Origin of the sequence: Streptomyces canus 299MFChir4.1 (genome assembly GCF_000383615.1) — a bacterium.
Lineage (GTDB): Bacteria > Actinomycetota > Actinomycetes > Streptomycetales > Streptomycetaceae > Streptomyces > Streptomyces canus_C.
The window spans coordinates 322,889-336,051 of sequence record NZ_KB911584.1 but is presented as its reverse complement, the minus strand read 5'-3'; the positions used below and the strand labels follow the sequence as shown (position 1 = coordinate 336,051).

General features: G+C 71.4%; 12 protein-coding genes. 6 read left to right on the top strand and 6 right to left on the bottom strand.

All coding sequences use genetic code 11. From position 1 onward, the window contains the following. Positions 1 to 83: 83 nt before the first annotated feature. Positions 84 to 983 carry a 3-hydroxybutyryl-CoA dehydrogenase gene (locus H293_RS0109595; RefSeq protein ID WP_020117657.1) on the bottom strand — a complete coding sequence of 300 codons (900 nt, stop codon included), beginning with the start codon at positions 981 to 983 and terminating at the stop codon, positions 84 to 86. 157 nt (positions 984 to 1,140) lie between these two features. Here H293_RS0109595 and H293_RS0109590 point away from each other — a divergent pair, with 157 nt between their 5' ends. Beyond that, a complete protein-coding gene (locus H293_RS0109590) occupies positions 1,141 to 2,403 on the top strand; it encodes a glycoside hydrolase family 10-like protein (RefSeq protein ID WP_020117656.1) in 1,263 nt (420 codons plus the stop codon). Here H293_RS0109590 and H293_RS0109585 read toward each other — a convergent pair. Both H293_RS0109585 and H293_RS0109580 read right to left on the bottom strand, forming a co-directional pair. Continuing rightward, positions 2,372 to 2,572 carry a DUF1918 domain-containing protein gene (locus tag H293_RS0109585; RefSeq protein WP_020117655.1) on the bottom strand — a complete coding sequence of 67 codons (201 nt, stop codon included), beginning with the start codon at positions 2,570 to 2,572 and terminating at the stop codon, positions 2,372 to 2,374. The genes H293_RS0109590 and H293_RS0109585 overlap by 32 nt on opposite strands. 92 nt (positions 2,573 to 2,664) lie before the next feature. After that, on the bottom strand, positions 2,665 to 3,576 hold the full coding sequence (locus H293_RS0109580) for a DMT family transporter (RefSeq protein ID WP_028807696.1): 912 nt from the start codon (positions 3,574 to 3,576) through the stop codon (positions 2,665 to 2,667). Here H293_RS0109580 and H293_RS0109575 point away from each other — a divergent pair. Further along, positions 3,575 to 5,008 (top strand): aminotransferase-like domain-containing protein, encoded by a 1,434-nt coding sequence (locus tag H293_RS0109575; protein ID WP_020117653.1) that lies wholly within the window; start codon positions 3,575 to 3,577, stop codon positions 5,006 to 5,008. The genes H293_RS0109580 and H293_RS0109575 overlap by 2 nt on opposite strands. Here H293_RS0109575 and H293_RS49290 read toward each other — a convergent pair. Continuing rightward, on the bottom strand, positions 5,005 to 5,631 hold the full coding sequence (locus tag H293_RS49290; protein WP_063746911.1) for a DUF6461 domain-containing protein: 627 nt from the start codon (positions 5,629 to 5,631) through the stop codon (positions 5,005 to 5,007). The genes H293_RS0109575 and H293_RS49290 overlap by 4 nt on opposite strands. An 83-nt stretch (positions 5,632 to 5,714) precedes the next feature. On the opposite strand from H293_RS49290, the gene H293_RS0109565 reads away from it, so the two are divergent. Next, positions 5,715 to 6,155 carry a GNAT family N-acetyltransferase gene (locus tag H293_RS0109565; RefSeq protein WP_020117651.1) on the top strand — a complete coding sequence of 147 codons (441 nt, stop codon included), beginning with the start codon at positions 5,715 to 5,717 and terminating at the stop codon, positions 6,153 to 6,155. A gap of 73 nt (positions 6,156 to 6,228) precedes the next feature. Then, positions 6,229 to 6,822: a histidine phosphatase family protein gene (locus H293_RS0109560; protein WP_020117650.1), complete on the top strand. Its 594-nt coding sequence runs from the start codon at positions 6,229 to 6,231 to the stop codon at positions 6,820 to 6,822. On the opposite strand, the gene H293_RS49285 is transcribed toward H293_RS0109560, so the two are convergent. Further along, on the bottom strand, positions 6,804 to 7,274 hold the full coding sequence (locus H293_RS49285; protein ID WP_020117649.1) for a DUF6314 family protein: 471 nt from the start codon (positions 7,272 to 7,274) through the stop codon (positions 6,804 to 6,806). The genes H293_RS0109560 and H293_RS49285 overlap by 19 nt on opposite strands. A gap of 138 nt (positions 7,275 to 7,412) precedes the next feature. On the opposite strand from H293_RS49285, the gene H293_RS0109550 reads away from it, so the two are divergent. Further along, a complete protein-coding gene (locus tag H293_RS0109550; protein WP_020117648.1) occupies positions 7,413 to 9,890 on the top strand; it encodes an alpha-L-arabinofuranosidase C-terminal domain-containing protein in 2,478 nt (825 codons plus the stop codon). Here H293_RS0109550 and H293_RS0109545 read toward each other — a convergent pair. Next, positions 9,877 to 10,314: a carboxymuconolactone decarboxylase family protein gene (locus tag H293_RS0109545; protein ID WP_020117647.1), complete on the bottom strand. Its 438-nt coding sequence runs from the start codon at positions 10,312 to 10,314 to the stop codon at positions 9,877 to 9,879. The genes H293_RS0109550 and H293_RS0109545 overlap by 14 nt on opposite strands. A 183-nt stretch (positions 10,315 to 10,497) precedes the next feature. On the opposite strand from H293_RS0109545, the gene H293_RS0109540 reads away from it, so the two are divergent. Continuing rightward, the gene (locus H293_RS0109540) at positions 10,498 to 13,101 is read left to right on the top strand and encodes a YfhO family protein (protein WP_020117646.1); all 2,604 of its coding nucleotides are present in this window, start codon (positions 10,498 to 10,500) and stop codon (positions 13,099 to 13,101) included. Positions 13,102 to 13,163: the final 62 nt, after the last annotated feature.

Below are 13,163 nucleotides of genomic sequence, written 5' to 3'. Positions count from 1 at the left end.
ACACGGGCCCGGCACTCCCCAGAGCGCCGGGCCCACGTTCGTAGCACTGTGTAATCGGCACCCTGGAACGGACAGGGTGCAGGTCAGCCGTAGGTGTAGAAGCCCGAGCCGGACTTGCGGCCGAGCCGACCCGCGTCGACCATGCGCTGCAGCAGCGGGGGAGCGGCGTACAGCGGCTCCTTGTACTCCTCGTACATCGAGAAGGCGACCGAGGCGACGGTGTCCAGGCCGATCAGGTCGGACAGCTTCAGCGGGCCCATCGGGTGGGCGCAGCCCAGCTCCATGCCGTTGTCGATGTCCTCGCGGCTCGCGATGCCCGACTCGAACATCCGGATCGCGGACAGCAGATACGGGATCAGCAGCGCGTTGACCACGAAGCCGGAGCGGTCCTGGGCGCGGATCGCGTGCTTGCCGAGCAGCTTCTCGGCGAACTGCTGGGCGCGGGCCAGGGTGCCCTCGGACGTGGTGAGCGCCGGGATCAGCTCGACGAGCTTCTGCACCGGGGCCGGGTTGAAGAAGTGGATGCCGACGACCTGGTCGGGCCGCGAGGTGGCGACCGCCAGCCGCACCAGCGGGATGGAGGAGGTGTTGGAGGCCAGGATCGCGTCCGGGCGGGTCACCACCTGGTCGAGCACCCGGAAGATCTCGGTCTTCACCTGCTCGTTCTCCACGACGGCCTCGATGACCAGATCGCGGTCCGCGAACTCGCCGAGGTCGGTGGTGAAGCTCAGGCGGGCCTGGGTGTCCGCCAGCTCGTCCGCCGTGATCTTGCCGCGTTCGGCGGCCTTGGTCAGGGAGTTGAACAGCCGGGTGCGGCCGATCTCCAGGGCCTCGCCGGTGGTCTCGGCGACCTTCACGTCCAGACCGGCGCGGGCGCACACCTCGGCGATGCCCGCCCCCATCTGGCCGCAGCCCACGACTCCGACACGCGCGATGTCTCCGGCCGGGAAGTCCGTCACTTCGTCCCTTTCGCTGATCTTCACCTGGTGGCAGGCCGGCGGTGGCCGGATCCTGCTCCGTTCGAGCACGTTACTCCCAGGGATCGATGATCGATCGTCTGGGTCCGGCATCGTTCGGGCATTCTGGGGCGCGGAGACGATCCGTGACCGAGCGGATCCGTGGTGTAGGGGGAGTGTGCACATGGGACGTCTGTCGCGCCGGGCCTTCGCGCTGGCCGCGCTGTCCACCCTGACGACGGCCTCGGGAGCGGCCGCCGCGCCGGGCCGCCCGAGAGGGCGGGCGGCGATCGAGATGCGGGGCGTGTGGCTGGCCACCGTGTCCAACCGGGACTGGCCGTCGAAGCCGGGGCTGACCGCCGCACAGCAGCGCGCTGAGCTGATCGCCCACCTCGACCGGGCGGCGGCGGACCGCCTGAACGCGGTGATGTTCCAGGTACGGCCCACCGCCGACGCCCTGTGGCCCTCGACGTACGAGCCCTGGTCGCATTACCTCACCGGGACGCAGGGCAAGAGCCCCGGCTGGGACCCGCTCGGCACCGCCGTCACCGAGGCGCACCGGCGAGGCCTGCGACTGCACGCCTGGTTCAACCCGTACCGCGTCGCCAACCACGGCGACCCGACCAAGCTGGCGGCCTCCCACCCCGCACGCAAGCACCCGGACTGGGTGGTGCCGTACGGCGGGAAGCTCTACTACAACCCCGGACTGCCCGAGGTCCGCGCCTTCGTCCAGGACGCGATCCTCGACGCGGTGCACAAGTACCCGGTCGACGGGGTCCACTTCGACGACTACTTCTACCCGTACCCGGTGGCCGGCCAGACCTTCGACGACGACGCGGCCTACGACGCGTACGGCGGCGCTTTCTCGAACCGGGCCGACTGGCGGCGGGACAACATCGACAAGCTGGTCCTGGAGACCGCGGCCCGCATCAGGCGGATCCGCCCCACCACGCAGTTCGGCATCAGCCCTTTCGGCGTGTGGCGCAACGCGGCCACCGACCCGCTCGGCTCGGACACGCGCGCGGGTGTGCAGTCGTACGACGACAACTTCGCGGACACCCGCAAGTGGGTGCGCGAGGGCTGGATCGACTACCTCGTGCCGCAGCTGTACTGGAACATCGGCTTCGCCGCCGCCGACTACGCCGAGCTGGTGCCCTGGTGGGCGGAGCAGGCGCGGGCGAGCAGGACCAAGCTGTACCTCGGCGAGGCGCTGTACAAGGCGGGGGACCCCGCGCAGCCCCCGGCCTGGCAGGACCCCGCGGAGCTGTCCCGGCACCTCACGCTCGCGCGCGAGTACGCACAGGTGCGCGGGCATGTCTTCTTCGCCGCGAAGGAAGTCTCCGCCGACCGCATCGGGGCGATGGCGCGGGTGGTCGCCGACCACTACCGGGAGCCGGCGGGTCCCCCGCGCCGGGTCACCGGCCGGTCTGCTGGAAGCGGTGCCTGATCTCGGTGTCGGGGCCGGGTGAGCACACGCCTTCGTGCCCGTCCTCGAAGCGGACGCGGTACGGAGGGGTGCCCTCCTGACCCATCACCTCGACGATCTCACCGACCTTGTCCTGCTGTCCGACCACCCTGCCGTGCTGGACAAGCTGGTCGCCCACGGTTGCGTGCATCGTCTGGGGCCTCCTCACCAAGTGCGGGAGCAGCGGTCCGTGGCCCGATTCTACGGCGCGGGGGCCCGTTGGGACCGGCGCGTGCGCGCCGGTCAGCCCCGCGCCCGCTGGGTGACCGCGATGCACACCAGCACCGCCGCGGCCGTCAGCGGGGCGGCCACCGTCAGGTGCTCGCCGAGCAGCAGCACCGACCACACCAGTGTGAGCAGGGGCTGGGCCAACTGCAACTGGCTGGCCTTGGGGATCCCGATCGCCGCCATGCCCCGGTACCAGACGACCAGGCCGACGAACTGCGAGCCCGCCGCCACCCACAGCAGCCCGGCGGCACTGTGCGCGGTGAGGTGCACGGGCTCGAACGACAGCGCGAGAGCCGCCGCGGGCAGGCTGAACGGCAGACACAGCACCAGCGCCCAGGCGATGACCTGCCAGCCGGGCATCACCCCGGCCAGCCGGCCGCCCTCGGTGTAGCCGGCCGCGCACACCAGCAGCGCGGCGAACAGATACAGGTCGGCGGTCGTCAGGGCGCCGCCGCTCTGCTGCACGGTGAAGGCCACCACCGCGGCGGCCCCCGCGAGAGCCGCCGTCCAGAAGGTGCGCGAGGGGCGGGTGCCCATGCGCAGGGCGGAGAGCAGCGCGGTCGTCAGGGGGAGCAGACCCACCACGACGGCGGCGTGCGCGGTGGTCGACGTCTGCAGGGCGAGCGTGGTCAGCAGCGGGAACCCGACGACGACCCCGGCCACGACGACCGCGAGCCCCGGCCAGTGACGACGGCTCGGCATCGGGACGCGCAGCGCGAGTAGACACCCGCCCGCGACGAGTGCCGCGAGGACGCTGCGCACGGCAACGATCGACCAGGGCCCGAAGCCCTCAAGACCCCACGCCGTGGCGGGGAAGGTGAGGGAGAAAGCCGCGACGCCGAGCGCGGCCTGGACGGTGCCGAAGGTCCTCGTCGGAGCCGGAACCGCTATCCCGGTCGATGCGGTAGCGCTACTCTGTACTCTCATGCATGAGCGTAGCAGCGTCACCGAACTGGCGGAACGGCTGCGGCAGGAGCTCAACCGCTACTCTCCTGGCGGAAAGCTCCCGTCGAGCCGGGCCCTCGTCGACCGGTTCCGGGTCAGCCCGGTGACCGTCTCCCGGGCCCTCGCCCAGCTCGCCGCCGAGGGGCTGGTGGTCACCCGCCCCGGCGCCGGCGCCTACCGCGCTCAGGCGCGCACCGTCGCCGCCGCGGCCGGGGACACCTCCTGGCAGGAGGTCGCGCTGAGCGCGGACGGCGCAGCCGACCTCGTACCGCGCTCGGTCGACGCGTCCGGCGTCCTGGTCTCGCTGGCCGCACCGGCGCCCGGGGTGGTCGAGTTCAACGGCGGCTATCTGCACCCCACCCTCCAGCCGGAGCGCGCGATGTCCGCGGCCCTGGCCCGCGCGGGCCGCCGTCCGGGAGCCTGGGGCCGGCCGCCGACGGAAGGGCTGCCGGAACTGCGCGAGTGGTTCGCGCGGAACATCGGCGGCGCGGTCACGGCCGCGGAGGTGCTGATCACCGCGGGCGGCCAGTCGGCGCTCACGACCGCGCTGCGCGCGCTGGCCCCGCCCGGCGCACCCGTGCTCGTCGAGTCGCCCACCTACCCCGGCATGCTCGCGATCGCCCGCTCGGCGGGCCTGCGCCCCGTCCCCGTCCCGGTGGACCCGGACGGGGTGAAGCCCGCCCTCCTCGCCGACGCTTTCCGGGCGACCGGCGCCCGGGTGTTCGTGTGCCAGCCGCTGTTCCAGAACCCGACCGGCGCGGCGCTGGCCCCCGGGCGCCGCGGCGAGGTGCTGCGGATCGCCCGCGAGGCCGGCGCGTTCGTCGTCGAGGACGACTTCGTACGGCGGCTCGTGCACGAGGACGCCGGCCCGCTGCCGCGCCCGCTGGCCGCCGACGACCCCGACGGAGTCGTCGTGCACGTGAGCTCGCTGACCAAGGCGACCTCGCCGAGCTTCCGGGTGAGCGCGCTCGCCGCACGCGGCCCCGTGCTGGAGCGCCTGCGCGCGATCCAGATCGTCGACACGTTCTTCGTCCCCCGCCCCCTCCAGGAGGCGGCCCTGGAACTTGTCGGCTCCCCGGCCTGGCCCCGCCATCTGCGCACGATCTCGGCGGAGTTGAAGACCCGCCGGGACACCATGACCACGGCCCTCCGCCTTGGCCTGCCCGAACTCGCCCTCCCGCACATCCCCTCGGGCGGCTACCACCTCTGGCTCCGCCTGCCGGACGGAACGGACGAGACCGCCCTGACCGCCGCGGCCCTGCGCGCGGGCGTCGCGATCACCCCTGGCCGCCCGTACTTCAGCGCCGAACCTCCCGCCGGACACGCCCGGTTGAGCTTCGCGGCGGTGGCCGGCCCGCAGGAGATCCAGGAAGGCGTACGCCGGCTTCGCACCGCCTGCGACGAGGTGCTCTAGCCGCGCGGTACCGGTGCGACCGCGCACAGGAACTCGGCGTGGGCGAAGAGCTCCGGTGTCAGGCGTATGCCGGTGAGGCGATGGGCGAGGGCGAAGGAGGCCCCGGTCAGGGTCTCGTAATAGGCGTCGTGGTCGCCGTCCTCGTCGCGCTCGGCCAGGTCGAAGCCCGACTCCCGCATCTCGGTGAGGAGTTCGTCCGGCCGGCTGCCGAACCGCGCGTCGGCGAACAGGGGCTCGAAGTGCAGGTGCAGATCGCCGTCTTCGTACCAGCAGAAGCGGTCCACGGCGTTGACGTTGAGGAACTGCGAGACCACTCTGCGCCCCCGCGAGACGGGCAGCATGGCCTCGTCGGTGATGCCGAGGTAGCCGTTGAACTCGACCATCAGTGTCCAGCCGTCCAACGCCGTGGCCCCGACGAACAGCCGGAAGGGGCCGGCTGCCTCGTACGACGGTCCGCTCAGTCCGTCCACGCCGACGATCCGGCTCCGACCGTCGGCTCCCAACTCCGCGAGCAGTCCCTCGGGCGTGATGTCCCTGACCAGCGTCACGCAGTACGCCTCCATGAGGAACTCGTACCGCTCCCTCAGCCACGCGTAGTCCGTGGCGGTCGTCATCCCCGTCATGTCCGCAGCATCGCACCCGGCACTGACAACGCCCGCGGGAAAACCGTTCGACGTCCGCGCTCGTGGCCTGGGAATCTCCCGGCATGACCGACATCCCGCCCCTCGCCGAGGGCTACGAGATCTCCACCGACCCCGACCGCATCGACGCCGAGCGGGTGCACCAGTGGCTGTCGACCGACTCGTACTGGGCGACCGGGCGGCCGCGGGAGAAGCACGACCGGGCGATCGCCGGATCGCTCAACTTCGGGGTGTACGCGGTGGAATCGGGGGATCAGGTGGCCTATGCGCGGGTGATCACCGATATGGCAACTTTCGCCTGGCTGTGCGATGTGTACGTGGACCGGTCGGTGCGGGGCGAGGGGATCGGTACGGCGCTGGTCGGGGCCGTGCGCGAGCACCTGCGGCCCTACGGCCTCCGGCGTGTTCTGCTCGCCACCCAGGACGCCCACGGGGTGTACGAGAAGCTCGGGTTCGCGCCGCTGGCCGAACCGGATCTCTGGATGGCGCTCGTCTTCGGGCAGTGAGCCCCGGGGCACCCTGGGTAACTCCCCGGTAACGCCTCTTGACCTGCGCACTTTCGCGGCTCACGATCGCCGCATGCAACTTCGGGTCACGTTCGTCGCCGCCGCGCGCAGTTCCTCGCTGCTCGCCGAGCGGTTCGAGGACGACCGTCCGCTCGACCAGGCCGGCTGGGACGAGGTGCTGGGCGTGGCGCCCGACCTTCTGCCGCTCGCGGCGGCCGAACTGCGGTACTGCTCACCCACGCCCCGCAGCCGCGCCACGGGGGATGCCCTCGGCTACTCCCCGTTGGTCCAACTCGGCCTGCGCGACTGTGGCATGGGGCGCTGGCGCGGGCTGACCCTCGGCGAGGCGATGGCCCGCGAGCCGGAGGCCGTGGACGCCTGGCTCGCCGACCCGCGGGCGACTCCGCACGGCGGCGAGTCGCTGCTCGACTTCATCACCCGCGTCGGAAACTGGCTCGACACCCGGCCCGTCGAGGACGGCGGCCGTGTCGTCGCCGTCGCGGAGCCCGCCGTGGTCCGTGCCGCGCTCGTGTACGCGCTGAAGGCGCCGCCGTCGACCTACTGGAACATCGACGTACGTCCGCTGTCGGCGACCACGGTCACCGGCAGGGCCGGCCGGTGGAACCTGCGTTTCGAGGGCGCACCGGCTCACCCCACGCGCGTGTAGCCGATGCCGGGGTTCCCGCGCGTGTAGTCGGTCGTCAGGACCAGGTCCTTCGCCGGGCCGCCGACCCGCCACACCGTGCGCCAGTGGTCCGCGTCCAGGACGGTGAACTCGCCGCGGTAGAGGTCGGCCGCGCAGGGGTGGTCGGCGACATGGTGGCCGGATGTCAGGTCGAGGTCGTGGAAGGGGCGCCCGTCGGAGAAGCGGACGTCCGCCGCACCCGGTGTCCCGCCCGGCAGGAAGCGCAGGGTCCGTTCCGCGGGGCGGGGGACGTCCTGCCAGACGAAGACGCCCGACTCCTGGGACAGCAGCCCGCCGGTCTCCAGTCGGCCGAAAGCCGTCGTACCGGAGAACCGTCCCTCGTCCCCGCTCGCCAGATCCCGCACCGTTCGCTCGGTCCGCCAGCTCCCGGCCAGGTATCCCAGCAGATCCGTCACTGGCCAGAACCCGCCCATCCGCCCCTGCCCTCCGACACTTTCGAAACCGCGCGACCCGTTGACGCTACGGATCACCCTCCCTATCTTGCCGTTCGAAGTACGGATCATCGTTTGATATTTCGAACGTCGCCTTCGACAGAGAGCCGCGGAGCATCCATGTCACGCACCCGCTGGAGACTCGGTCTCAGCGCCACCGCCTTCCTGGTGGCCGCCGGTCTGGTCCCCGCCCCCGCCCATGCCGAGGACGTCACCGACTACACGATCACCGTCGACCCGGCCGCCAAGGGCGCGAAGATCGACGACACGATGTACGGCGTCTTCTTCGAGGACATCAACCGGGCCGCGGACGGCGGTCTGTACGCCGAGCTCGTGCAGAACCGGTCCTTCGAGTACGCGAGCGCCGACAACTCCTCGTACACCCCGCTGACCTCCTGGACGGTCGACGGCACGGCCCAGGTCCTGAACGACGACGGCCGCCTCAACGAACGCAACCGCAACTACCTCTCCCTGGCCGCCGGTTCATCCGTCACCAACGCCGGATACAACACCGGCATCCACGTCGACGAGGGCAAGAAGTACGACTTCTCGGTGTGGGCCCGCGCAGACGCGGGGGCGGCCCTCACGATCTCCCTCCAGGACGCCGACGGCACACTCGCCACCGCCCGCAGGGTGACCGTGACCAAGAGCGGCTGGGCCCGGTACAAGGTCACCCTCACCGCCACGAGGACCAGCTCCCACGGCCGCCTCACCGTGGCCTCCTCCGCCGCGGCCGCCCTCGACATGGTCTCCCTCTTCCCGCGCGACACCTACCGGGGTGAGCCCAACGGCCTGCGCAAGGACCTCGCAGAGAAGATCGCCGCCCTGCACCCGGGCTTCGTGCGCTTCCCCGGCGGCTGCCTGGTCAACACGGGGTCCATGGAGGACTACAGCCAGGCCTCCGGCTGGCAGCGCAAGCGCTCGTACCAGTGGAAGGACACCGTCGGCCCGGTCGAGCAGCGCGCGACCAATGCCAACTTCTGGGGCTACAACCAGAGTTACGGCCTCGGCTACTACGAGTACTTCCGTCTCGCCGAGGACATCGGCGCCATGCCGCTGCCCGTCGTCCCCGCCCTCGTCACCGGCTGCGGCCAGAACAAGGCCGTCGTCGACGAGGCCCTCCTCAAGCGGCACATCCAGGACACCCTCGACCTCATCGAGTTCGCCAACGGCCCGGCGAGCTCCAAGTGGGGCAAGGCGCGGGCGAAGATGGGCCACCCCGAGCCCTTCCACCTCACCCACATCGAGGTCGGCAACGAGGAGAACCTGCCCGACGAGTTCTTCGCCCGGTTCAAGGAGTTCCGCGCCGCCATCGAGGCGAAGTACCCGGACGTCCAGGTGATCTCCAACTCCGGCCCGGACGACTCCGGTACGACCTTCGACACGGCCTGGCAACTCAACAAGGACGCCAAGGTCGACATGGTCGACGAGCACTACTACAAGAGCACGCGGTGGTTCCTCCAGAACAACGACCGCTACGACTCCTACGACAGGAACGGCCCGAAGGTCTTCCTCGGCGAGTACGCCTCCCGGGGCAACACCTTCAAGAACGGCCTCACCGAGGCCGCGTTCATGACCGGTCTGGAGCGCAACGCCGATGTCGTCAAACTCGCCTCCTACGCCCCGCTGTTCGCCAACGAGGACTACGTCCAGTGGCGCCCGGACCTGATCTGGTTCAACAACCACGCCTCCTGGAACTCCGCCAACTACGAGGTCCAGAAACTGTTCATGAACAACGTCGGCGACCGCGTGGTGCCCTCGACGGCCACCGCAACGCCCTCACTGCTCGCCCCGATCACCGGCGCCGTGGGCCTGTCGACCTGGGCGACGACGGCGGCGTACGACGACGTGAAGGTCACGGACGCCGACGGCCGGGCGCTGCTCACCGACGACTTCTCCTCCGGCGCCTCGCAGTGGACCCACACCGGCGCGGGCAGCTGGAGCGTCCAGGACGGGCAGTACGTGCAGAGCGACGTGAACGCCGAGAACACCATGGTCTCGGCCGGCGACCCGTCCTGGCACGACTACGACCTGAAGGTGAAGGCCACCAAGAAGGCCGGCAAGGAGGGCTTCCTCGTCGCCTTCGGCGTCAAGGACACCGGCAACTACTACTGGTGGAACATCGGCGGCTGGAACAACACCCAGACCGCCGTCGAACAGGCCGTGGACGGCGGCAAGTCGACGCTGATCTCCAAGGCCGGATCCGTCGAGACCGGCCGTGCCTACGACATCGACGTCAAGGTGCGCGGCCGCCAGGTGACCCTCTACCTCGACGGACAGGAGTGGGGCGGCTTCACCGACGACAAGCCGGCCGAGCCGTTCCGCCAGGTCGCCACCTTGGATCAGAAGACCGGTGACCTGATCGTCAAGGTCGTCAACGCCCAGGACTCGGCGGCCCGTACGGCGATCGACCTGGGCCGCGCCAAGGTGGCGTCCAGGGCCCGGGTGACCACCCTGTCGGCCGCCCCGGACGCCGTGAACAGCGAGACGTCGACCGCGGTCGCCCCGGTGAGGTCCACCTTCGACGGGGTCGCCGGGAAGTTCTCGTACACCTTCCCGGCGAACTCGGTCACCTTCCTGAGGATCAGGCAGAGGTAGCCGACGGGTCGGCGGGCTGCTGTCCGACGGGCAGCAGCCCCCGCTCGCCGAAGACCTTCTTCGCCACCGCCGTGGCGTTGAGGGCCCTCGGGAAGCCGCAATAGCCGGCCGACTGCAACAGCGCCTCGACGATCTGCTCGGGGGTCAGGCCCACGTTCAGGGCCGTGTTGATGTGCACCTCCAGCTGGGCCTCACAGCCGCCGAGCGCGGTGAGCATGCCCAGGGTGACCAACTGGCGGTCACGAGGCGCGAGTTGTGGCCGCGCGTAGATCTCGCCGAATCCCCAGGCGATGACCTGGTGGCCCATCTCCGGGCTGATGTCGGCGAGCGAGTCGACGACCACCTGTCCCACCTCGGGGTTGACGCTGCCCAGCATCTCCAGGCCCCGCGCGAAGCGCTCCTCGCGGGTGGTGCTCTCGCTCATGTCAGCTCCCTCTGCCCGTACGGTTCCCCTCAGCCACCGTCGCCTGCGGGTCGCACGGAATTCACTTCACCGCCATCGGCGGTCGGACAACCAACCGTATGCACCCCCTGTCTAAATCGACGCAGTGACAACGCACGGGGTGAACGCCCCGGACGGGGGCTTGAATTGACCAGCGGACAAAGGGTGCGATCGACCGTCCCGCCCGAACCGAGGACCGCGGACGACGTCAGGGACGACCGGGCGACCAGTACTGCCCCGGCCCCGCCGCCGGGACCGGCGCGGGCCGCCCTGCTCGCGGCGGCGCTCACCGTCGTCGTGCTCTGCGCGGCCGACGCCGTCGCCCGCAGCTACCCCTTCGGGCCGCGCACCCGGAACATCAACGACCTGGGCAACCAGTACGTGCCGTTCCACGCGCACCTGTGGGACCTGCTGCACGGGCGGGCCACCGGCGGACTCCTGGTCAACTGGCAGTCGGGGTTCGGCACCAGCTTCCTGCCCGACCTCGGCACCTACCTCACCAGCCCGTTCGCGCTGCTCGTGGCGGTGTTCCCACGGGACGAGATCGATCTCGCGGTGTACGTGATCACCGTGCTGAAGATCGCGTGCGCCGCTGCCGCCATGGCCTGGCTGCTGCTGAGGCTGCGTCCGGGGCGCTGGTGGGCGGCGGGCCTGCTGGGCGCGTCCTACGCCCTGTGCGGCTGGACCGTGGCGACCGCCTCGTACAACCTCATGTGGCTCGACGGACTGATCGCCCTGCCCCTGCTCTGCCTGGTCGGCGAGTGGGTCCTGAGCGGCCGCCGCCCGCTCGTCGCGGTGCTCGTGGTGACGGCCGCCTGGGTCGCCAACTTCTACACGGCCTACATGGCCACCCTCGCCGCCGCTCTGGTGTTCCTGCTGCGGCTGTGGTTGGCCGACCTGCCGCGCCGCCGCAGGCTCACCGCGGCGGGCCGGGCCGTCCTGACCTTCGCCCTCGGCATGGGCCTGGCCGCACCCCTGGTGACGGTCGTCTACTTCGGCAGCGCGCACGCCTCCGAGGGCCGGTTCACGCACTTCGCGCCGGTGGGCACGGAGGACCTGGTGGCCCGGCTGCTGCCGACGACGTACAGCTTCGGCTCCCCGGCGCTCTTCGTGGGCACCACGGCACTGCTGCTCGCGCTCGCCCTGCCCTTCCACCGCGCGGCTCCGCGCCGGGTGCGCGCCGGGTGGACGCTGCTGGTGGTCGTCGTGACCCTGTCGATGCAGTGGGGTCCGACCCATCTGATGTGGCACGCCTTCGCCGAGCCGCAGGGCACTTCCTACCGCCAGACCTTCGTGGTGTGCGCCCTGCTGGTGATCGCTGCCTGGCACGCGCTCTCCTACGGTCCCCTCGACCTGCGGGCAGTGGGCGCGGCGGGCGGACTGCTCGCGCTGATCGCCCTCGTCGCGAGCGGCAGCCAGCTGGTCCGTTCGTTCGCCTGGCCGGTGTTCCTGACGGCGGCCGTGGGCGCGCTGCTCGGTCTGGTCCTGCTGGGCCGTGCGCGGCCCGTGCTGCGCATGGCCCCGGCAGCGCTGGCCGCCGTACTGCTCGTCGGAGCGCAGCTGGGCGAGGCGACCGCCACCGACGCCGTGGCCACCCGGATGCGGTTCGGGCACATGGACGACTACGCGCCCTGGGGCCGTCGGCAGCAGGACCAGGCGGACGTGATCGCGCAGGCCGACGGCTGGCCCCGCTACCGCACCGACCCGGGCCGCGAGCAGACCGTGGGCAACGACCCGCTGGAGGTCGGCGGGCAGGGCGCCCAGTACTACAGCAGCCACACCTCGGCCGTGCTCAGCAGTACGCTCACCGCCCTCGGCGGCGGCTGGACGTCCGGCGGCCGGAGTCTCCAGAGCCTGGACAACGCGGTCACTGACGCGATCTTCTCCGTCGGCGCCCGGGTGCACTCCCCGCCGGACCCGCACCAGAACTGGTTCCCGCAGGACGGCACCGGGGAGACCGTGACCCGCGAGGACGTCCCGCCCCTGGTGACGGTACGGCCCTCCGCCGCGACCGGTGCCTTCGGTCCGTCGCCGTACCGCAACCAGGAACTGCTGCTGGGCGCCCGTGTCTACACCCTGCCGCACATCACCGTGCTCAACGCCGCCGGGAAGGACGCGGACCGCAGCACCGACCGGCGCCGGGGCGTGCGGGTGGGGGGAAAGGCGACGATCACCGCCCGGTGCCGGGCGGGCAGCGAGGTCTACCTCTGGGCGCCGTACTTCGCGGGCACCGCGCGGCTCGCCGGGCCCTCGGCCCACGGTCTGACGGGACGGTTCCGGGCCGACTGGCGGCCCCTCACCAAGATCGCCGCGATGGAGCGGCTCGGCACGGTCCCGGACTCCGGGCGCCTCACGATCGAGCTGTCCGCGAGCCGCCTGGGCGTCGTGCCGGACCAGGCGGTCGGCTGCCTGGACACCGGGCGCCTGCACACCGCCGTACGGCAGCTCCGGGCCACCGGAGCCACCCGGGTGACCGTCTCCGGCTCCGGCGGCACGATCCGGGCCGAGCTCCCGGCGGGCAGCAGGGGCGTCGCCGTCGTGGCCGCGCCCCGCATCGCCGGCTGGCGCTGCGCCGCCGGTGACGCGGCCCTCGTACCCGCGAAGCAGTACCACGGGCTGATCGCCGTACCGCTGGACGCCGGCTCGACCGGTGTCACCTGCGCTTTCCGTCCGCCCGGCCTGCGCCTCGGTACGGCGGTCGGGGGCGGTTCCCTCGCGGTTCTCGCCGGGCTCGGGGTGTTCGGGGCCGTGCGCCGACGGAGGGCGTGACTATGCACGCGGTTGCATAAACGTGCAGCGAAACGTATAGTCATGCCATCCAGGAGGAGGAT

Coding starts and splice junctions, on each gene's coding strand:
- H293_RS0109550 (WP_020117648.1), top strand. CDS start 7,413: ATGTCACGCACCCGCTGGAGACTCGGTCTCAGCGCCACCGCCTTCCTG.
- H293_RS49285 (WP_020117649.1), bottom strand. CDS start 7,274: ATGGGCGGGTTCTGGCCAGTGACGGATCTGCTGGGATACCTGGCCGGG.
- H293_RS0109585 (WP_020117655.1), bottom strand. CDS start 2,572: ATGCACGCAACCGTGGGCGACCAGCTTGTCCAGCACGGCAGGGTGGTC.
- H293_RS0109560 (WP_020117650.1), top strand. CDS start 6,229: ATGCAACTTCGGGTCACGTTCGTCGCCGCCGCGCGCAGTTCCTCGCTG.
- H293_RS0109545 (WP_020117647.1), bottom strand. CDS start 10,314: ATGAGCGAGAGCACCACCCGCGAGGAGCGCTTCGCGCGGGGCCTGGAG.
- H293_RS0109580 (WP_028807696.1), bottom strand. CDS start 3,576: ATGAGAGTACAGAGTAGCGCTACCGCATCGACCGGGATAGCGGTTCCG.
- H293_RS0109565 (WP_020117651.1), top strand. CDS start 5,715: ATGACCGACATCCCGCCCCTCGCCGAGGGCTACGAGATCTCCACCGAC.
- H293_RS0109575 (WP_020117653.1), top strand. CDS start 3,575: ATGCATGAGCGTAGCAGCGTCACCGAACTGGCGGAACGGCTGCGGCAG.
- H293_RS49290 (WP_063746911.1), bottom strand. CDS start 5,631: ATGACGGGGATGACGACCGCCACGGACTACGCGTGGCTGAGGGAGCGG.
- H293_RS0109590 (WP_020117656.1), top strand. CDS start 1,141: ATGGGACGTCTGTCGCGCCGGGCCTTCGCGCTGGCCGCGCTGTCCACC.